Here is a 19,082-nt window from a genome sequence, read left to right as displayed (position 1 = left end):
CTGTGTGGTGTGAGGGACACTCCCGTGGGAGTACTCCCCGCCACGTTCGAACGCCACCGTCACCAGTGCGGCTGTGTAAAGATAGTAAAGATAGAAACGTGCCCACAGGGCGCACTCGACATGTCTAGATCTACGGAGGCCTCGGTGACTGATTCAGATCGCAACCACGGATTCGGCTCCCAGCACCCGCAAGGAAATGGTGGCCAGCCACAGCCTTCCCGCAAGGAAACTCACCCGGACACTGTGGATTTTGAGGCCCCGCCCACCCAGGAACGCCCCGTGCACCCTCGGGCCTTCCCGCAGGAAGGTGAGCGCAACTACTCCAACCCCTTCGCCCAATCCGGAGCGCAAGGCAACTACGCCCAGCAGCAGTTTCCCACCCAGCAATTCCCGCCCCAGCCAGCACCGCAGGGCGGCGGCCAGTACGAACAACAGCCGTTTGTTTATTCCACTGCTTATTCGGAGAGCGCGCCGGCACACCGTGGTTCCGGCAACGGCGGAAAGTATGTGCTCATTGCCGTGCTGATCTTGGCGGTGCTGCTCGTCATTGCCGCGCTGGCCTACCTTATCTTCTTTAAAAATAGCGGCACGGGAACTCAGGCTGATGCACCCCTGACCACCGCGGCGCAGCTCACCGAGGACAACGCCGACACCCAGGAGACGGCTTCCGCGGCGGATGAGGCGGAAAAGACCACGGAGGAAACTACGACGAGCTCCGCCTCACAGAAACGCCCGGAGCACCCCGACTTGCCTGCGGGGGCGATACCGGCGAACGACGCCGCGCGGAAAAATGAGCCCGGCGGCAACTTCAACAGCGTCTACCGCGGCACTGAGGTGACGTCGGAGCCATTCGCCAACGCTGTGCGCGACGAGTACGTCAAGCACTGGGTGGATACCCATGAGTATGACGCCACGATTGAGGCCTACAGCCCAACCACCAAGCAGAACTACACAATGGATTGCTCCGATAACGGTGAATTTGTCACCTGCAAAGGTGGCAACAATGCGGTTGTGTACATCCTCTAATACGCAGGCGGTCAACGATGAAACAAGCAGCAGCACGAGTGGTGATCGCGGGGATTGCGGTGGCGTCGCTAAGCGCCTGCACCATCGGCGATGTCTCCGCGCCGGAGCAATCCACGGCAGCGAGCAGCCCCCAGCCCACCCTGCCTGAGTCCACCCCCGAAAAGGAGCCACCCGTGATTGAGGCCTCCGACATCCACGAAGCCCTCGAAGCCATCGCTGCCGACAACCCGGGGACCGGAATCGCGGTGGCCGGCGCAGATACCGTCGCCGCAGCAGGCATCACAGACCCGCAGTCCGCTTGGTCCACGGCGAAGGTGCCGCTGGCCATTGCCGCCGAGCGCGCCGGCGTGGCCGATCCGGAGACGGTGTCGCGGGCGATTACCTTTTCCGATAATGCCGCGGCCGATTCCCTCTGGGAGGCACTCGGCGGGGGAGAGCACGCCGCGCAGGCAACCCAGGAGATCATCGGCACGGCTACTGTCCCCGCCACGCCACCGCGCCCCGGCTTTAGTGCATTTGGCCAAACGCAGTGGCCGGTAGCCGAGCAAGCAGAGTTTGTCGCCGCCCTGGGATGTCAGCAGGGCACTGACCCCGTTCTGGCAGCCATGGGACAGCCCGATCCCGCACAGCAGTATGGGCTGGGCACCCTCGAAGGATCAGTCATGAAGGGCGGCTGGGGTCCAGCCGAGGACGGGGCCTATGAAGCCCGCCAGATGGGGCTTGTCTCACTGGGCGGGCACACGGTGGCGGTGGCCATCTATGCCAAGGCCGAATCCGGGGACTACGGAGAAGCCCAACAGATGCTCACGCGCCTAGTCAAGCAACTCGCCGCCGCCGAGGTGGAATGGCCCGATGCAGGCTGTCAGCAAGGCGCGGTCTAAGGACCCCTAGCGCGGCCAGTAATCCTCGAAGGCCCCGGCCTCGCCATCGATGTCATAGTCCGTGCCGCGGATGGTGAGTACGGAACCGGTGTCCTCACCGCTGGTGGGGTCGAGGATGGAGGCGGTATAGGAGCTGCCTTCACCCCGGGCCGGTCCGAAGGCGGCACCGCTAGACCACACGCCGCGGTAGAAGAGCGAGTCCTGCTTTTCGCAGATAACGATGTGCGAAACCGGATCGGAACCTGCGGCGGCGAAGACCATGTCCTCGCCCTGCTGGCAACGCGCCTCCGGGTAGTCGGACCAGCCGGCCGCGGTTAGGCCCTCTGGGACGTCAGCAGCTCCAGGGCTGGCTGAGGTCTCTGGTGCTTCCTCGCTCGGCGCGCCTTCCGCGTCCTCTTCTTGGTCGTCTTCTGGTGCGGTTTCTTCCACGGAGGCTGGCGTTTGCTCCGAGGATTCGGCGGTACTGGGGGTTTCCTGGCCGGTGGAGCGGACGTGATTCCAGATCACGGCACCGGAAATCAGGAGTGCGATAAGGATGGCGATCGCGCAGATGATCGGAACGAGGTTGCGCTGGTCGGGCTGGGTCTGCTGAGGCCCGCCGTGCACAGGGCTCGTGTGCTCGTAGGGGTTAGTGCCAAATCCTGGGGTGGTCATAGGGTCCTTGGAAAACTATAGAGAACAACAGGTAGCATAACTGGCTCCCGCATGCCTGACTGAACCACGGTGAAGTCCCCTCCATTTGGGGGCGATGGGACATGGCACCCTCATGCTTGGTTGTGCATATGGTGCAATGGGGCGGTGACTAATTCCTACTTCGTGCAATGGCTGACCCAGCAGAAGCGGTACACCAACGTGTACCTGCTGGGTGAAGGCGGCATGGGGCAGGTCTTCCATGCCACCGATCCGGATCTTTCTCGTGAGCTTGCCGTCAAGGTGCTGCTGGATGATGTCCGCGATGAAGCCTCCCGCGCCCGCTTCAACAACGAAATGAAGGCGCTGACCAAGATTGGCAGTCACCCGGGAGTGGTCCAGTTCTATTCCAAGGAGTCCACGCCGCGCGGTGACGACGTCATGATGATGGCGTTCATCGACGGCGGAACCCTGGCGCACGCCATCCGGGAACGCGCGCAGGAAGGCCGGGGGTTTAGCGTGGCTGAGGTGGTCTACTACCTCACGCCGATTGCCTCGGCGCTGGACTACATGCATCACGAGCTACACCCCGGGTGGGTACACCGCGATATCAAGCCCGCAAATATCCTGTTGCGCAAGAACCCGGGCAGTTTGCCGCCTGCCGTGCTCAGCGATTTCGGGATCAGCATCGAAGAGGGGCAATCCCGTCTGACGAAGGTTGGCCACATCGTGGGCACTGAAAAGTACCTGGCCCCGGAAAATAACGGTCATGCCTACGGCGATGACGATATGTCGGCGCGCGCGGATGACTACTCGCTAGCGCTTATTGCATTCGAGATGCTCACGCTGCATCACCTCAAGGACACGATGCCGCGCAGTGAGTGGGAAGGGCAGCGGCGCATCCCGGACTTGTCCAGTGATGCTTTCACGACGTTCCTGGCGAAAGACACCGCACGGGTGGTGGCACAGGTGCAGACTGTCCTGAACAAGGCGCTGGATAGCGTGCCCATGCAGCGTTATGCGCGCGCCCAGGATTTCATTGCCGCGCTTGACGACGTCTCCCGTTCCCAGCCCACCACCAACCAGGCGACGGAACCTGCGCAACCACGGCAGGCAAAGACCCCTGGGCAGCCGACGCAACACTGGCCGCGACCTGCCGGTTCCTTTGGGTCTGTCGAGCAGGCTATGCCGACCGGTTTTGTGGCTCCCGCTAACCCGGTCGCCTCACCCGGGACGGTGTCTCCCTCCACGCCGGTGACTCCTGCTGTACCGGGGGCTACCGTTCACAAGCGTGCCGCGGCAGAGCCTAGAGCTGCCAAGTCAGCCGCAAAGGATAATCAGAACGCTCTGATCATCACAGTCACCGTTGTTGTCATCATCCTCATTTTCGTGGTGACATGGGCCATCGTGTCATAGTCCCCAACAGGCTGGGGGCAAGCGGCTTGTCCCCGCAGTACTGTGGTGAGAGTCGCTACACTGTAGGGCATTGTTGAGGCATATCGCCGAGTCGAAAGGCGATGTGCGCGAATTGTCCAGCCGCCTACGGAGGTGTCCATGAGCCAGCAACAGCCACTCCCATCGCACGACGCGCCCGGGGGCCCAGGTTGCGCATCGATGACCTGATCGGCGGCGTGCTGGTCATGGCACCAGGCGAGGAAGTAGTCGTCGGTCGCGCTGGTGACTTCCGGATCGGCGAGGGGGACCTCACCCTGCACCGTCAGCTTTTCCAACTGTGGTACGGCGGTCAAGGCTGGATGATCTGCAACGTAGGCAGCCACATTCCGCTGCGCATCGAGCTGCGCGGGGTTAAGGGATTCTCCCGCATCGATCTCGGCCCGCGCTCGGTGGCGGCCGTGCCGCCGGGCCCGTCACGAATTACGTTTGAAACCCCGGAATGCCCCTACGAGCTCTACATCGATGTCGAAAACAAGAACTACTCGCGTCGGACTAAGCGCGAGCAGGACCTCGATGAGGAGCGCACCCGCACCCGCCATGTGCCCAACGATGAGCAGGAGGAGCTGCTTTGCCAGCTAGCCAGCTACCTCAAGAAGCCGGGTTCAACTGATGCCGATATTCCCTCGGTGCGCGAGATTGCTGAGGCTCTGGACTGGACCGAAAAGAAAACCAACCACAAGATGGATCGCCTCGTGGACAGTCTTCGGGCGGACGGCGAAAAGGCCTATAAACCGTATAAGACCTTCTTGGCTCATTACGCCATCCGGCACGGTCGCTAACGCGTCGTCTTCTTACGGTCGGCCGCGGCAGCGGCGGCTGCCGAGATGGAGTCGTTGCGGTTCTTCAGCAGCTCCAAGGTAGTGGCTTCGGCGTTGTCGGGAGGGGTGGTGCCGAGGACGGCTAGGGCGGCGTCGGCAAGCATGGCGGATTGCTCCGGCACGCGCTGCGAAGCGTCGAAAGGCGCGGTGCCATCGTTGGGGCGCATCTCAATGACGGAAAGCGCGATGTGGAAAGGAAGCTCCACGCGCGGGTCATCATCACCAACAATGCCAGCGGCGGCAGTACGGAAGTGATCCTTGAGGCGGTCACGCTGCTCGTGGTACTCGCCGAACTCCGGGGAGTTAGCCACCGGAAGCTGGTACAGACGGCCCACGTTCCACGCCGACGTCAAGAGCAGGCGGGACTCCGCGGCCACCAGGGACCACAGGCGCTGCGCCGGCGCTGCATCCGAGGCCGCGAGCTCCTCCGCCAGCTCGAGTGAAGGCTCGATGGTGGAATTCAGCAGCGTGAGGAAGATATCCGTCTTGGAAGGGAAGTGATAGTACAGCGATGCCTGCCGGATGCCGACGGCATCGGCGATCTGGTGCGTCGAGGTTGTCGCAAAGCCCTGGGTGGTAAAGAGCTCGGATGAGGCATCCAGGATTTCCTCGCGCGCGGTGTTTCCCCGGCGGCGTGGGCTATTCTTCCTTGGCCTGCCAACGCTACCTGCCATGAGGCGGACTCCCTTCGATAAAACTCATGTAATAACTGACAGCAAGTCAGTAATCGTACACCCCGCCGCGAACGGCGTTCGTCAAAGCGTAGCTTTGACTTCAGCTAACCACATTACCGTGCCGGATCATTATGGATTCGACGGCAGCGGAGACTGTGCGGCACGCCGAGCCGTAGGCGGTGCGGTCCAATGGCGGAAGGTCTTCGAGAATAACGCTGTGCTTGTCGACGCCCTCGTACCACCGCCCCAACTCCAGCGCGATGCCCGTGCCCCACGCCAGGCTCAGGCCTTCTGCCTCGGCTGCGGTGAGCAATTCGCGCTCCACGCCAATAGCAAGGCGGTCAGGGGTGGGCCGAGGTGCCGGCGCTGCCCAGCGGGCGATGGCCGAAACGGGGGCGAGTAGGGAACGGCGAATGGACACCTCGGCGGAGCGGTCCGGCAGCCCATCCACGAGTTTGAGGGGCGCTGGGCGCTGCGAAACAGCCTCGGCATAGAGTTCCTCCTCGCCGCCGGCGCCCAGCGGCAGGCCGGCATCAGCGCGGGTTGAGGCGCATTCCTCCACCGCGCCGCAGGGCAATCCGGCCTCGATGATGACTTGCTCCAGCTGCTCGTCGGCGCCCAGCCAGGTGATGGGAAGTGAGGGGAGAAGATCCCCGCGGGCGGCAGCGCCTGTCAGCCGCACAGGGCTAGCCAGACCCGGGGAGCGAACAATATCGGTGACCACGCGGGAAAACCACGCCGCAAGCTCGACCCCGTCGGTCCGGTGGGCGGTGGCATTGCGCAGAAGGTCCTGGGCTTCTTCCAATAGTCCACGCGCGTGGGCGGGGGAGTGGCAGTGGGCGGCCAGTTCGCTGAGATCGGTGAGGGATTCGTGCAGCGGCATTAGGTGTTAGTTGCCTTTCCGTCAGGGGCTTTCTAGCTCTTCAATGTAGCACTGGGAATTTGTGGGACGGCAGAGCAACCGCCCTAGCCGCGAAAACGACGACCGCCGCCTGCCTGCCCCGAGATGGGGAAGGAGGCGGCGGCCTGAAAGCTCTTTTGTCCTGTCCTAGTGAGTCACGAGTACAGCGGCAAAAGTGCGCTGTTGAAACCAGCTAGTGTTTAGCGGGACGTGAACGGCAGGAGAGCCATTTCGCGTGCGTTCTTGACGGCAGTAGCAACCTGACGCTGCTGCTGCGGGGTCAGACCGGTGACGCGACGGGAGCGGATCTTGCCGCGGTCGGAGATGAACAGACGCAGGGTCTTGATCTCCTTGTAGTCAACCTTCTCAATGCCCTCGGCCTTGAGCGGGTTCTTCTTCGGGCGGCGGGTCTGCTCCATACGGAACTTCTTGTGGTTATTACGCTTGACAGCCATTGTATGGGTACCCCTTTACCAGCTGGACTTGCGAACGCCCGGCAGCTCACCACGGTGAGCCATGCCGCGCATACGGACACGGGACAGACCGAACTTGCGGAGGTAACCGCGCGGACGTCCATCAGCGGAGTCGCGGTTACGGACGCGGACGCGGGCGGCGTCGCGCGGCTGACGGTTCAGCTCGAACTGCGCCTCGAGGCGCTCTTCGTCCGGGGTGTTCGGGTTCTTGATGATTGCCTTGAGCTCAGCGCGACGCTCCGCGTAGCGGGCGACGATTTCCTTGCGCTGCTCGTTCTTGGCGATCTTTGACTTCTTAGCCATAAATTATCGCTCCTCGCGGAATTCGACGTGCTTGCGGACGATCGGATCGAACTTCTTCAAGGTGATGCGATCCGGGTTGTTGCGCTTGTTCTTACGGGTCACGTAGGTGTAACCGGTGCCCGCAGTGGACTTCAGTTTGATGATTGGACGGATGTCATTACGTGCCATCTTTAGATCTTCTCCCCACGTGCGCGAATCTTAGCCACGACGGACTCGATGCCATCGCGGTCGATGATCTTCATGCCCTTGGTGGAAACGGTCAGGGTGATGGTACGGCCCTCAGAGGGCAGGTAGTACCGACGACGCTGCACGTTGGGGTTCCAACGGCGCGAGGTGCGGCGGTGCGAGTGCGAGACCTGCTTGCCGAATTCCGGCTTGCGGCCCGTTACCTGGCAAATAGCCGACATGGGTCTTCTTTCTCCTAGCCGCCCACATCGAAAGCGACTAACGGAGTGCCTATTTCCGCGGTGAGGCGCGGCGCTCGAAAAAGTGAGGTTGAGCAGGAGGCTTAATCCGTTGAACACCAGTTGATGAGGGCGTAAAACGATTACTTTGACAACAGCAAGGGGAAATCTTACATGCCACAGCCTGCAGAACCTAATCACCGCCGGCATGCGGGCCGGTGTGGATACCTCTGATCTATACATGATCTATGGCGTGTTCCTGCCGAAGGGGCAGGTGAGGGGTGTGGTTGTGGATTTTGTCCGGCGGAGCGCGGCGGTGGCGGCCGGAGCGATTTCGGTTTTAATGCTGGTGGCCTGTAGGATATGTCAAGTTGTCGGCACGAGCCGCACAGTTTGTAAGTAATAGAGACCCAACTCGGGCACGATCCTTTCACACTTCCTTCCACGCCGGAGAAGTGTTGCGGAAGGAACCGACCCGTAGTTCAACCCTGAGGGAATCGACATATGAAGAAAGATATCCACCCGGATTACCACCCGGTGGTCTTCAAGGATGCCGGTACCGGCCACTCCTTCCTGACCAAGTCCACCGCTACCTCCGATCGCACCGTTGAGTGGGAAGACGGCAACGAGTACCCGCTCATCGTCGTTGACGTCACCGCTGAGTCCCACCCGTTCTGGACCGGTGCCCAGCGCGTTATGGATACCGCTGGCCGCGTTGAGAAGTTCAATCAGCGCTTCGGTGCAATGGCTCGCCGCAAGAAGAAGAACGCGTAAGGAGGATAGGAAAAGATGGCAACTCCTAAGTTTAAGAAGTCCCGCGCGAACACCCACTCTCGCCGTTCCCAGTGGAAGGCTGACAACGTAGCCCTCCAGGAAGTCACCATCGACGGCCAGACCGTGCGCATCCCGCGCCGTCTGGTGAAGGCCGCCAAGCTCGGCCTGGTCGACGTGGAGCAGTTCTAAGGCTTTCTAAGCCTCAAGGCTGCGAATTCTGCCCCGAGGGATTCACCCTTTCTGAGTGAATCCCTCGGGGCATTTGTGTTGGCCTAGTTGCCCGCTGCAGTGACTCATTCTCGAGGCTGCAGTGCTTGGCTGCGGTGCCTTTCTTGTCTGGGCGTTCGCTGATGCCACGGGTAGTGGGGTGAATAAAATCTTAAGGGGTGATTTAAGGGGGCGAAAGAACTAGGCCCACTTCGTGAATGCGCCTTAGATAGGACATAATTGGAAACATGAAGATTCTTGTCGTGGATGACGAGCAGGCCGTACGCGAATCGCTTCGCCGCTCTTTGAAGTTTAATGGCTACGACGTAATGTTGGCCGCCGATGGCGTAGAGGCCGTCGAGATGGTCCACAGGGAGAACCCAGGACTGCTCATCCTCGATGTGATGATGCCGAATATGGACGGCTTGGAAGTCTGCCGAACCTTGCGCAGTGAGGGGTGGGACCGTCCAATCCTCGTGCTCACGGCTCGTGATGGCGTGTCCGACCGCGTTGCAGGCCTCGATGCGGGTGCCGACGATTACCTACCCAAGCCTTTCGCTCTTGAAGAGCTTTTGGCTCGTGTTCGTTCCCTAGTCCGTCGTGCTGCTGCGGAGTCGATCAGCAAGCAGCAGCCCGTTGAAACCCAGCTGAGCTTTGAGGACCTCAAGCTCGATGCCGATACGCGCGAAGTCACCCGTGGTGACCGTCAGATTTCCCTGACACGCACCGAATTCGCCTTGTTGCGCCTGCTCATGGAGAACCCGCGCAAGGTGCTCTCCCGCAACACCATCCTGGAAGAAGTATGGGGCTATGATTTCCCTACCTCAGGCAACGCTCTCGAGGTGTACATCGGCTACCTGCGTAAGAAGACCGAAGAAGATGGCGAGCCGCGTCTTATCCACACCGTGCGTGGCGTCGGCTATGTCATGAGGGAGGCTATCGCGTGATTTTGCGGAGGCCCGCGCCCGACGCGGTGCCTTCTGAAGACCTAGATTCCACGGCGTGGTTGGGCCTGTCAGGTCGTCGCGGCTGGGCTTCGCGGGCGCCGCTTCGGTGGCGCCTTTCTTTGGTTACTGGTGTCGTTGTCGCTGTCTCGGTGGCAGTGATGACGTTGGTGACCTACTGGTTGGTTGCGGCGTCGATGACGGCGAGCGTCGACAAGCAAATCATGCAGCAAGCGGACGTGCTGATGGAGCAGGCACAGGATCCGCGCTTCGTGGAGAATATCGATCAGGAGATCGCTTCTTTTAAGCTCTACAACCCCTCGACTAGGGTCTCTATCTCTCCGCCAGCAGCCACCTTTTCCTATGGTGATGCTTTGCCGGTGGGTGGGGACTTTAAACCAGACGGGGACACCATGGAAAGCTCCATCCGCACCCTGGGTGGTGAGCGCGTGCTGGCCAAGTCCCAGGAGGGTGGCGCCACGGTAGTCCTGGCCAAGGACCTTGGTCCCACCGAGGAGATTGTGTCCGCGGTGGGCTCCGCGCTGCTGATCATCGTGGCCTTTGGCGTGCTGCTTTCCGTCTTCGCGGGAATGGTGGTGTCCAAGACCGGCATGGAGCCGATCGCTCGCCTCAAGCGGGCTGCTGATTACGTGACGCAAACCAATGACCTGCGGCCAATTGCCGTGGAGAGCAACGATGAAATGGCACAACTTACTGTGTCCTTTAACCGAATGCTTTCCGCCCTGCAGCACGCGCGCGTGCAGCAATCACAGTTTGTGGCTGATGCCGGCCACGAGCTTAAGACCCCGCTGACGTCCATGCGGACGAACATTGAGCTTCTCATGATGCTCAATAAGTCCGGTGGCGGGTTTGGCATCAGTGAGGAAGACCGGCGCGACCTCGAAGATGACGTAATGGCGCAGATGTCGGAATTGGCCACCCTGATCGGTGACTTGGTTGACCTAGCGCGCGAGGACGCCACTGAGAAGGAGCCGGAGCCCGTTGAGCTGCACGAAGTGTTGGAGAATTCGCTCAACCGCGCCAAACGCCGCCGTCCTGACGTGGACTTCCGCGTGCGGTTTATCCCGTGGATGATCGACGGCGATCCTTTTGCGCTGGGCCGTGCCACCCTCAACCTTATGGACAATGCTGCGAAGTGGTCCCCGCCGACGGGGACCGTGCGCGTGTCCATGCGGCAAATCGCCCCTGACAAGGTGCGCCTGCGCGTTGACGATTCTGGCCCCGGCATCGCTCCGGAGGAACGGGACAAAGTATTTGAGCGCTTCTACCGTTCTGCTGAAGCCCGTGCCATGCCGGGATCCGGATTGGGCCTAGCAATCGTGAAATCCGTGGTGGAGAGGCACAATGGAGAGATCACCATTAAGGATTCCGCGGACGGCGGAACGCGCATGGAGGTCATTCTGCCCGGGCACCCCACCGAAGGTGATGCCTTGGTGGACGGGCTGGAAGACTTGCCCTACGATTTCCAGCCCGAACTCTCCGCTGAGCAGCAGTCAGCGGGGCAGCTACACGACCCCGCGGTGAGCCAACCGAAAGAGCGCAACGACCGCGGCCATATCTTTGCGGAGCGGTGGTTCAATCAGGGCTAGTGTGTCAGGGATCACCCCAGCTCAAGGCGCACAGGAAACGTCCAGCTTCTCGTAGCACACTGGCAGATTAGTATCAGATACGCGCCAGCGCGATGGTGCACACTACCTGACATGAATATGAGGAATTCGAACATGGATAACCCCATGGATAGCCCGCAGAACTCTGACGGACGGGGACAATCACAGCAGCGAGGCGAGGTACCTTCTGTGGGAAGTGAATCGAATGGCTGGAATCAGCCGCGGTTGGATACATCGAGGCAAGGCGGACAGTCGCCCTACGGAAGCCAGGCGGGGCAGGGAGCCCGGCCTACTTCTTTTGGCAACCAGCCTTCCCAGGCACCTTACGGGGCGCAGGCGCCGTATGGCGGTTCGAATTATGGATTCGGTCAACAAGGTCAGCAGCGTTTGGCAGCACAGCAGCCTTCGGCAGGGCAGCACTCGCAGGAGGGAACACAGCCTTATGCCGGTCAGCGCTACACTGCGGCGCATGCTGGTAATCAGAACCAGTTCTTCGCGGGCCAAGAGGGGGCAGGCGTACGGGTCGTGGAACCGAGCGATGAGCCTAAGGCCAAGCGCAAGGTCGGCCTGGGCACCGCGCTGTCCATGATGCTCGTAGCCTTCATCGCTGCCGGCGGTGTTACCGGCGTGGTGGTCGGAACGGTGGGCAAGGACAAGTCCTCCACCTCGACGGTCAATGAGGTCTTGGAGCGCCAGCCGGTGGCCAACAGCACCGGTAAAGAGCCTGCCGACGGCTCCGTCGAGGACGTGGCATCGAAGGTACTTCCAGCAGTGGTATCCATTTACTCCATTACCCGCTCCGGCGGTGCCGAGGGCTCGGGCTCGATTATTTCCCCGGACGGCTACGTGTTGACCAATCACCACGTCGTCGCCGGCGCGGATCAAGGCGGGCGCTTGGAAGTGACCATGAATGATGGTTCCCGCCATAGCGCCACGTTTGTGGCCTCGGATGCGACCACGGACGTTGCTGTCATCAAGATTGATGACGTTAACGAGCTTCCCTTCCTGCAGTTCGGTGATTCGGACGCTGCCGCGGTGGGGCAAGAGGTCGTTGCCGTCGGTTCCCCGCTGGGACTCAACGCTACGGTGACTTCCGGAATTGTCTCGGCCAAGAACCGTCCCGTCCGTGCTTCGCAGGAAGGTGGGGAGTCCTCGCTGATCGACGCCATCCAGACCGACGCCGCCGTCAACCCAGGCAACTCCGGTGGTCCCTTGGTGGACATGGAAGGCAACATCATTGGAATGAACTCGATGATTGCCTCGCTATCGGGTAGCTCGAATTCCGAGGGCGGTTCCATCGGTCTGGGATTCGCTATTCCCTCCAACTTTGCCAAGCGGATGGCCGATGAGCTCATCAACAATGGCAAGGTCAAGCACCCAACCTTGGGCGTTAAGGTCCGCGCGCAAAGCGACACCCTTGGTGCGGAGATCGTCGATGTAGAACGCGATAGCCCAGCCGATAAGGCAGGGCTCAAGTCTGGTGACGTGGTCACCCGCGTCAACGATCGGCTTATTGAAAGCTCTGATGCCCTCATCGCGGCAACCCGTTCCCAGGAGTTCGGCGCGACCGTGACCCTGGAGGTACGGAGCCGAGACAGCGAAGATGTGAGAAAGGTAGAGGTAACTCTGGCAAGCGAGTAAGTTAACAAATACTTGGGCGGTGCGTGAGCGCCGCACGAACACCGCACCCTGAGACCTTGTGAAGAAACCACTACCGGAAGATTCCGCCCCTATCTTTAAGGAGAACCTCCGTGGCAGAAAACACCGACGCAACTGAGTTGCTGGGGCGCGATGCCTCACGCGAACTCGATGATGTCACCGAACCAGATGACGCCTTCCTCATCGCGAGCGAACAAGAACAAAGTGTGCAAGCACCGCGCCGCGCGCTCGTCGTCATCGTTACCGACCACCCAGATGATGCAGCGCAGGACACGTCGCGCTTGGCGGGCGAACTGTTGGCTGAAGCTGATTTCACCGTCGACGGCGCAGTAATCGTTCGTTCCAAGAAGTCCAAGATCCGGCAGGCGATTGAAACCGGCGTGGTCGGGGGCGTTGACTTGGTCCTCACGATTGGCGGCACGGGCGTTGGCCCGCGCGATAAGACCCCAGAGGCGACTCGCGCGGTGCTGGACCAAATGGTCCCTGGCGTGGCCCAGGCCCTGCGCTCCTCCGGCCAAGCATGCGGTGCGGTGGATGCGTGCACATCCCGCGGCATTTCGGGAGTGTCTGGTTCAACGGTGATCGTCAACGTCGCGTCTTCCCGCGCGGCGGTACGTGATGGCATGGCTACGCTGACCCCCTTGGTGCACCACCTCGTCGATCAGCTGCAGAAGTCCAGCGTCTAATGGCTGATTCCACACCGCGTACCCCGCGGGCGCGCCGTCGCGCGAAGCGTCCTTCGACGGCCGAGAATTACGATCGCAGCTTCGATGTTCCTCACCGGCCAATGTCTGGGGCCGCTGGCTCTTCTTCCGCCGCAGGGGCCGATGAGCTGCGCACCGTGAGCTTTGAGGCGGACGCAGGCGGCCCCGGTGGTGACAGCGAGGACGAGGCCACGGGAGAGGCCTTCTACCGCGAGAACATGCCGCCGCATTTTGGCACCACGCAGTAGTGCGTGAGCAGCGGGCGGAGGCATAAGAAAATCCCGCAGAACTTCGGCGAAATGCCGGCTCTGTGGGATTTTTAGGCGTGGGGCTGCTGGCTTAGATGCTGGAGTCAGGCTTGTTGGTGGTGGTGCCACCGTTTTCAGCAGCGAGCAGGTCGCGGATCTCGCCGAGCAGCTGCTCGGTGGTCGGAGCCGGCTCCTCCGGGTCAACGCCCTGGCGGCGCTTAGCGCGCTCGGTGACGGCGTTGATCGGAGCAACGATGACGAAGTAGATGACAGCGGCAACGATGAGGAAATTGATAAGGGCGGTGATGACTGCACCGAAGTCCAGGAAGGTCTCCGGGCTATCGGTAATTGCGAAGCCCAGGCCACCAAAGTCTGGGGAGCCGAGGGAGTTAATCAGCGGCTGGATGATGTGATCGGTGATGGAGGTGACGATCGCGGTGAAGGCGGCACCGATGATGACCGCTACGGCCAACTCGATGACGTTGCCGCGCAGGATGAAATCTTTAAAGCCCTTGAGCATGGTGGTGGTTGTCCTATCTACGGGGGTAGGTGCTTCCTGTGTCTTAAGCGTCTGCTTTGCGTAGTCCGCACTCTGCGCAGGCGCGCTGTTCAGAAAAGTCGGAGAAAAGCAGGCATAGAGCCATAATGCTCTCTAAGAGAGGCCCTAGATGCGCAGGGGCGCCAGCGTAAGACGAAGCATGTGGAAATACTGGAATAGCGAAAGCCACTTCTGTGCGCCATCCTGCAGGTGGTGCCGCGGGGTCGCGCGGCAGTCGCGAGACTGCAAGAGCATAAAGCGCCTGAGTGGATGTGCCTATAGTAGGCAGAGTTTGCGTGTCGTGGCAACATCTTATGGAGGCCTACCAGTGCAAACGCGATGATCTTCACAACATAGCTTAACTGTGGGCGCGGTCGCCCACAATGACTACCGTGAGCGGTTGTGCCAGTGACGCGGCTGCCACAGCTTCGGCTGCTTCGGCTGGTAGCGCAACGAGGAGTGTGTGCGTGCGGGCATCCTCTCCGCCGGCACCCACCGACACGACGCGTGCGCCACGGGCAATCGTTGAGCCGCGGGCGGGGAGGGAAGCGTCGTCACCACCGTCGAGGGCACCGACAATATTGACCGTATCGCCGTGATGGAGGTTGCGGGCAACGTCTGGCTCGGCGAGCGTGAGCGGGATAAGGTGGCCGTCTTCCATCCCGAAGTCTGCGATGAGGTCCGAACTGAGCAGCCGGGTGGTGGTAAGTATTTCGCCGGCGCTGGCCGCCGCCACCAGAACTCGCCCCACCGCATCTTCCGGGTTGCTCCCTAACGCCGTGGAGGGCAGAGCGGAGGAGGGGACGCGGGCCACGGAGACATCGCCAAGCGCCAGCGTCTCTCCGGCGGCGACGTCCCGGGCCATGACCACCACGCGCGGCTGCTCGCGGGTAGAAGCGAGCGCGCTGGCCGCCGCGGCCACGAGCAAGACCGCGGCCGTTACGCGGCGCAGAAGAACGCTGCGGCGATGCCCGGGGGTGCGCAGAACGTGAAGAAAGTCCATACCTTTTTAGACTGCACCCCGACCCGCGCGGTTCCCAGGCGGCGGCATGGAATCTGAGAAGGGGCCGATTAAAGCCAGCGCATCCCGCGCTCGGTGAGGATGCCATCGACGGGACGGTCGTGTTCCTCGAAGGGGACGTCCCGGACCTCGCTGGAGTGGACGAGAGCGACGACGGGCGGGTTCCCAGTGGGCAGCGGTGTCAGCGCGCGGTCATAGTAGCCGGCGCCTTTTCCGAGGCGCATGCCTGACTCGCTCACCGCCATCGCGGGCGCCAAGATGAGGTCGAGGTGCGCCAGGATTTCGCTGCTACGGCGCTGCCCGACGGGCTCTGCAATCCCTAATGCCCCTGGGCGCATGGCCTCCGGCCCGCCATACAGCGTCCACAAGAGCTCACCGTTTTTGCCTGAAATAGGAAGGTAGACCTCCTTGCAGAGTGCGGACACGGCCTCCACGAAGTCGGGGCCACCCGGCTCTGTGCCCAGGGGATGGTAGGCGGCAACACGCATCGCAGGAGTGAGTAATTCACCCACACCGGCGCACCACGCGGCGTTGTCATCAGCGCGCTGCTCGGCGCTGCGCTCGCGCCGAGCATTCAGGAGTGAGGATCTTAAGGCGTCCTTGGGGGAGGTCGTCATGGTTGTCAATCATAGCGGGACGGCGTAGCGCAGCACGGGAGCGGGAAGGGCGCATTGTAAAGTGGAACTTATGGCTATTGCACACGAGGATTCCCACACCGGGATCGCTACGGTCGTTGTCCCCGCTGCTGGCATGGGCACCCGCTTCTTGCCCGCCACCAAGACCGTACCGAAGGAGCTGCTCCCCGTCGTTGATACGCCGGGCATTGAACTTATCGCGGAAGAGGCCGCGTCCGTGGGCGCTCAGCGCCTCGCGGTGATTACCGCGCCGAACAAGCAGGAAGTGATGCGGCACTTCGATGAGTTCCCCGATCTCGTCGAGACCCTCGATGCCCGCGGCAAAGATGAGCAGGTAGCCAAGGTCAAGCGTGCCGCTCAGTTGATCCACCCGATTTCCGTGGAGCAGGAAAAGCCGCTGGGCCTGGGCCACGCGGTGGGCTTGGCGGAATCCGTGCTGGAGGATGACGAGGAATTCTTCGCCGTTATGCTGCCGGATGACATTGTTCTGCCCGCCACCGTCATGGGGGAGATGGCCCGTGTTCGCGCCGCCCTGGGTGGCAGCGTGCTGTGCGCCTTCGAGGTATCGCGCGAGGAGACCTACAACTACGGCGTCTTCGACGTCGAGGACACCAATGCACCGGGCGTGAAGAAGGTTGTGGGCATGGTGGAGAAGCCGGATCCGGACGATGCGCCTTCAAACCTCGTGGCCACTGGGCGCTACTTGCTCGACAGGAAGATTTTTGATGCCCTTCGCCGTATTAAGCCAGGAAAGGGCGGGGAGCTGCAGCTGACCGATGCCATCGAGCTCCTTATCAAGGAAGGCCACCCCGTTCACGTCGTAGTCCACCAGGGTAAGCGCCATGACCTGGGCAACCCGGGTGGGTACATCCCGGCCAACGTTGACTTTGGTCTGCGTGATGAGAAGTACGGTCCTGCACTCTACAAGGCGATCAAGAAGATTGTGGAGGACTACGAAGAAGAAAAGGGGCTGAAGGGCTAAGCCTTCGCACGCCTAGCGCGCTAAGCTCTACTCCAGTAACTTCCATCCCTTTAGGCCCCACATACCCCAGAGTAAAGGCAGGCGGTACATGCGTTCGGTCGATGACCAGATGGCGTTCATTCTTGATGCAGCGATGACTCCCGAGCCGGTACGCATCGCCATCGCGAATGCCCTAGGTCTCAAGTGCGCGGAGGAGGTGCAGGCAAACCAGCCGCTCCCGGGGTTTCCGCAAGCAGCCATTGATGGCTATGCCGTGCGCGCCGTGGACGTCGGGGGAGAAAAAGCCCTCAAGGCACGCTCCCGCCACGACGTTGAGGATGCGGATGCTCCCGCCACGGAGACGGAGATTGAGCGTTCCCTGCCTGTAGTGGGGGAGGTTCCCGCAGGGTCGCGCCAGCCTTTGCGTTTGCAGCCCAAGCAAGCGGTGCGCGTGTACACGGGCGCGCCTCTGCCGACGCTTGCCGACGCCGTCCTTCCCCTCGAGTGGACCGACCGCGGCCGCAAGCGCGTGACCTCGCATCGCCCGGTGCGATCGGGGGACTTCGTGCGCCGCGTGGGCGATGATATTCAGCCCGGGGATGTAGCCGTGTCCTCCGGTACCATCTTGGGCCCAGCGCAGATTGGCCTGCTCGCGGCAGTGGGGCGTTCGAAGGTGCTGGCGTACCCCCGCCCGCGCGTGACCATCGTGTCCTTTGGCAAGGAGCTTGTCGACGTCGACCGCGAGCCCGGCCTGGGGCAAGTCTTCGACGTGAACTCTTATTCGCTTGCAGCGGCCGCGAAGGAGGCCGGCGCGGACGTGCACCGCGTCGGCATCGCCGCCGGCGAGCCGCGTCGCGTGCGCGAGGCTTTGGAAACCTACTTGGCGCGCAGCGAGGTGCTGGTGATCTCCGGTGCCGTGGGTGGCGCGGGTTCGGAAGAAATCCGCGAGGTCCTTGATGAGTTGGGAGATGTGGATACCTCACGCGTAGCAATGCACCCAGGATCGGTCCAGGGCTTCGGTCTGTTGGGGGAGGAGCGCATCCCGACCTTCCTGCTGCCCTCGAACCCGGTGTCCGCGCTGGTTATCTTTGAGGTCTTTGTGCGCCCGCTGATCCGTCTCTCCCTGGGCAAGCGCAGCGGCCAACGTCGCGTGGTGCGCGCACGTGTGCTCAACCACATGGAATCCCGCCCGGGGCGCCGCGGCTACATCCGCGCCCGGCTCATGCGGGATGCCGAAACCTCCGACTATCTGGTGGAAGGACTGGGCGGTGCGGCGGGCGCGCCGGCGCACCTGCTCGCAGGGCTCTCGGAAGCGAACGCGATGATCCGCATTCCGGAGGAAGTGACAGAGATCCGTCCCGGGGACGTGGTGGACGTCCTGTTCCTGACCCAGCGCAGCTAGCCGCCGGCACACACGTCATGCTTGATCCTTTTGGTACCGCCGCGGGGCGCTTTTCCACCCCCGCCACCGGTGGGGTCAACCCCGATCATCCGGGCTGGCCAGAAGCTACACCCGCGGTACGGCTGCGGGAGTCTCGTGTCTTCCCGCGCGGGGCGACGCTACGTTTGCGCCCGCTGTTGCGGAGGGACGGTGCGGCGTGGCGACGGCAGCGCATCGAGGATAGGGATTTCCTCAAACCGGTGGAGCCGACGCTGCCGACGGAGTGGGATGCGGCGCACTCTCAGTCGGCTTGGTGGAATCACCTGATGTTTCTGCGTGACTCGGCCCGGGCTGGGACAGTGGTGCCGCTGGTCATTGAGGTTGATGGCCAATTCTGTGGACAATTGACCTTAGGCAATATCCAGCATGGAGGGGTCAGCGAATGCTGGATTGGCTATTGGGTGCATTCCGCGGTGCACGGTGCGGGCGTGGCTACTGCTGCCTGTGCTCTTGGCGTGGACCATGCCTTTTATCGTGTGGGGCTACATCGTGTGACGGCCACCTATCTGCCGGAGAACCCCGCTTCAGGCAAGGTGCTGCACAGCAACGGGTTCCGCGATGAAGGGTTCCTGCGCCGCAACCTGCATATCGACGGCGCGTGGCGGGACCATCACTTTTTGGCTCTTAATCGCGAGGATTTTGCCTCTGGGGCGGTGGAGCGCCTCCGTGCGGCGGGACGAATCGCGGGGGCCTAGCAGGGGGCTTAGCAGTCGCTAAGCCTGTGTTAGACCGGAGATTGTTTAGGTCAACTACCTCT

24 protein-coding genes are annotated in these 19,082 nt (G+C 61.9%); 14 read left to right on the top strand and 10 right to left on the bottom strand.

The window, feature by feature from the left end:
* Window positions 1-144 precede the first annotated feature (144 nt).
* Both FME68_RS13205 and FME68_RS04910 read left to right on the top strand, forming a co-directional pair.
* On the top strand, window positions 145-1,026 hold the full coding sequence (locus tag FME68_RS13205; protein ID WP_230308895.1) for a hypothetical protein: 882 nt from the start codon (window positions 145-147) through the stop codon (window positions 1,024-1,026).
* 17 nt (window positions 1,027-1,043) lie between these two features.
* On the top strand, window positions 1,044-1,907 hold the full coding sequence (locus tag FME68_RS04910) for a hypothetical protein (protein ID WP_158396400.1): 864 nt from the start codon (window positions 1,044-1,046) through the stop codon (window positions 1,905-1,907).
* A gap of 6 nt (window positions 1,908-1,913) precedes the next feature.
* On the opposite strand, the gene FME68_RS04905 is transcribed toward FME68_RS04910, so the two are convergent.
* Window positions 1,914-2,561 carry a hypothetical protein gene (locus FME68_RS04905; protein ID WP_158396398.1) on the bottom strand — a complete coding sequence of 216 codons (648 nt, stop codon included), beginning with the start codon at window positions 2,559-2,561 and terminating at the stop codon, window positions 1,914-1,916.
* Between the two features lie 144 nt (window positions 2,562-2,705).
* Between FME68_RS04905 and FME68_RS04900 the strand changes: the two genes are divergently transcribed.
* Both FME68_RS04900 and FME68_RS04895 read left to right on the top strand, forming a co-directional pair.
* Entirely contained in the window at window positions 2,706-3,953 is a 1,248-nt protein-coding gene (locus FME68_RS04900) for a serine/threonine protein kinase (protein ID WP_328287719.1), read from the top strand.
* A 188-nt stretch (window positions 3,954-4,141) separates the two neighbouring features.
* Window positions 4,142-4,771 carry a DNA-binding response regulator gene (locus FME68_RS04895; protein WP_230308894.1) on the top strand — a complete coding sequence of 210 codons (630 nt, stop codon included), beginning with the start codon at window positions 4,142-4,144 and terminating at the stop codon, window positions 4,769-4,771.
* On the opposite strand, the gene FME68_RS04890 is transcribed toward FME68_RS04895, so the two are convergent.
* From FME68_RS04890 to rpmB, 6 genes are all read right to left on the bottom strand, one after another.
* A complete protein-coding gene (locus FME68_RS04890; protein WP_070545568.1) occupies window positions 4,768-5,484 on the bottom strand; it encodes a TetR/AcrR family transcriptional regulator in 717 nt (238 codons plus the stop codon). The genes FME68_RS04895 and FME68_RS04890 overlap by 4 nt on opposite strands.
* Before the next feature lie 100 nt (window positions 5,485-5,584).
* On the bottom strand, window positions 5,585-6,367 hold the full coding sequence (locus FME68_RS04885; RefSeq protein WP_102233751.1) for a hypothetical protein: 783 nt from the start codon (window positions 6,365-6,367) through the stop codon (window positions 5,585-5,587).
* Between the two features lie 218 nt (window positions 6,368-6,585).
* Complete coding sequence (gene rpsR / locus FME68_RS04880; protein ID WP_010187626.1) at window positions 6,586-6,840, bottom strand: 30S ribosomal protein S18; 255 nt, start codon at window positions 6,838-6,840, stop codon at window positions 6,586-6,588.
* A 15-nt stretch (window positions 6,841-6,855) separates the two neighbouring features.
* The gene (gene rpsN, locus FME68_RS04875) at window positions 6,856-7,161 is read right to left on the bottom strand and encodes a 30S ribosomal protein S14 (RefSeq protein WP_010187625.1); all 306 of its coding nucleotides are present in this window, start codon (window positions 7,159-7,161) and stop codon (window positions 6,856-6,858) included.
* Between the two features lie 3 nt (window positions 7,162-7,164).
* Window positions 7,165-7,329 (bottom strand): 50S ribosomal protein L33, encoded by a 165-nt coding sequence (rpmG, locus tag FME68_RS04870; protein ID WP_010187624.1) that lies wholly within the window; start codon window positions 7,327-7,329, stop codon window positions 7,165-7,167.
* 2 nt (window positions 7,330-7,331) lie between these two features.
* On the bottom strand, window positions 7,332-7,568 hold the full coding sequence (gene rpmB / locus FME68_RS04865; protein WP_010187623.1) for a 50S ribosomal protein L28: 237 nt from the start codon (window positions 7,566-7,568) through the stop codon (window positions 7,332-7,334).
* 501 nt (window positions 7,569-8,069) lie between these two features.
* Between rpmB and FME68_RS04860 the strand changes: the two genes are divergently transcribed.
* The 7 genes from FME68_RS04860 (at window position 8,070) to FME68_RS04830 (ending at window position 13,729) form a co-directional block, all read left to right on the top strand.
* Window positions 8,070-8,339 carry a type B 50S ribosomal protein L31 gene (locus FME68_RS04860; RefSeq protein ID WP_005530151.1) on the top strand — a complete coding sequence of 90 codons (270 nt, stop codon included), beginning with the start codon at window positions 8,070-8,072 and terminating at the stop codon, window positions 8,337-8,339.
* Window positions 8,340-8,354: 15 nt separating this feature from the next.
* Window positions 8,355-8,528 (top strand): 50S ribosomal protein L32, encoded by a 174-nt coding sequence (rpmF, locus tag FME68_RS04855; protein ID WP_010187615.1) that lies wholly within the window; start codon window positions 8,355-8,357, stop codon window positions 8,526-8,528.
* A 266-nt stretch (window positions 8,529-8,794) separates the two neighbouring features.
* Window positions 8,795-9,493, top strand: a complete 699-nt coding sequence (locus tag FME68_RS04850) for a response regulator transcription factor (RefSeq protein ID WP_049154197.1) — start codon at window positions 8,795-8,797, stop codon at window positions 9,491-9,493.
* Window positions 9,490-11,100: a HAMP domain-containing sensor histidine kinase gene (locus tag FME68_RS04845; RefSeq protein WP_328287718.1), complete on the top strand. Its 1,611-nt coding sequence runs from the start codon at window positions 9,490-9,492 to the stop codon at window positions 11,098-11,100. The genes FME68_RS04850 and FME68_RS04845 overlap by 4 nt, the downstream gene beginning before the upstream one ends.
* A 111-nt stretch (window positions 11,101-11,211) precedes the next feature.
* Window positions 11,212-12,759, top strand: coding sequence for a S1C family serine protease (locus FME68_RS04840; RefSeq protein ID WP_230308893.1), 1,548 nt, complete (start codon window positions 11,212-11,214; stop codon window positions 12,757-12,759).
* A gap of 110 nt (window positions 12,760-12,869) precedes the next feature.
* Window positions 12,870-13,463: a MogA/MoaB family molybdenum cofactor biosynthesis protein gene (locus FME68_RS04835; RefSeq protein WP_046646961.1), complete on the top strand. Its 594-nt coding sequence runs from the start codon at window positions 12,870-12,872 to the stop codon at window positions 13,461-13,463.
* A complete protein-coding gene (locus tag FME68_RS04830) occupies window positions 13,463-13,729 on the top strand; it encodes a hypothetical protein (protein WP_158396396.1) in 267 nt (88 codons plus the stop codon). The genes FME68_RS04835 and FME68_RS04830 overlap by 1 nt, the downstream gene beginning before the upstream one ends.
* Before the next feature lie 91 nt (window positions 13,730-13,820).
* On the opposite strand, the gene mscL is transcribed toward FME68_RS04830, so the two are convergent.
* The 3 genes from mscL to FME68_RS04815 form a co-directional block, all read right to left on the bottom strand.
* Window positions 13,821-14,249 (bottom strand): large conductance mechanosensitive channel protein MscL, encoded by a 429-nt coding sequence (gene mscL / locus FME68_RS04825; protein ID WP_071409386.1) that lies wholly within the window; start codon window positions 14,247-14,249, stop codon window positions 13,821-13,823.
* 376 nt (window positions 14,250-14,625) lie between these two features.
* Entirely contained in the window at window positions 14,626-15,270 is a 645-nt protein-coding gene (locus FME68_RS04820; protein WP_158396394.1) for an SAF domain-containing protein, read from the bottom strand.
* 68 nt (window positions 15,271-15,338) lie between these two features.
* Window positions 15,339-15,905, bottom strand: coding sequence for a 5-formyltetrahydrofolate cyclo-ligase (locus FME68_RS04815; protein WP_158396392.1), 567 nt, complete (start codon window positions 15,903-15,905; stop codon window positions 15,339-15,341).
* A gap of 70 nt (window positions 15,906-15,975) precedes the next feature.
* Here FME68_RS04815 and FME68_RS04810 point away from each other — a divergent pair, with 70 nt between their 5' ends.
* From FME68_RS04810 to FME68_RS04800, 3 genes are all read left to right on the top strand, one after another.
* Window positions 15,976-16,905 carry a UTP--glucose-1-phosphate uridylyltransferase gene (locus tag FME68_RS04810; protein ID WP_046646956.1) on the top strand — a complete coding sequence of 310 codons (930 nt, stop codon included), beginning with the start codon at window positions 15,976-15,978 and terminating at the stop codon, window positions 16,903-16,905.
* An 88-nt stretch (window positions 16,906-16,993) separates the two neighbouring features.
* Entirely contained in the window at window positions 16,994-18,286 is a 1,293-nt protein-coding gene (gene glp / locus FME68_RS04805) for a molybdotransferase-like divisome protein Glp (RefSeq protein WP_070510397.1), read from the top strand.
* 17 nt (window positions 18,287-18,303) lie between these two features.
* A complete protein-coding gene (locus tag FME68_RS04800) occupies window positions 18,304-19,020 on the top strand; it encodes a GNAT family N-acetyltransferase (RefSeq protein ID WP_080975043.1) in 717 nt (238 codons plus the stop codon).
* Window positions 19,021-19,082 lie beyond the last annotated feature (62 nt).

Origin of the sequence: Corynebacterium hiratae (assembly GCF_009708045.1) — a bacterium.
GTDB classification, from domain to species: Bacteria; Actinomycetota; Actinomycetes; order Mycobacteriales; family Mycobacteriaceae; genus Corynebacterium; species Corynebacterium hiratae.
Note: the sequence above shows the minus strand (reverse complement) of the source record. Positions and strands in the feature narration are given on the sequence as shown.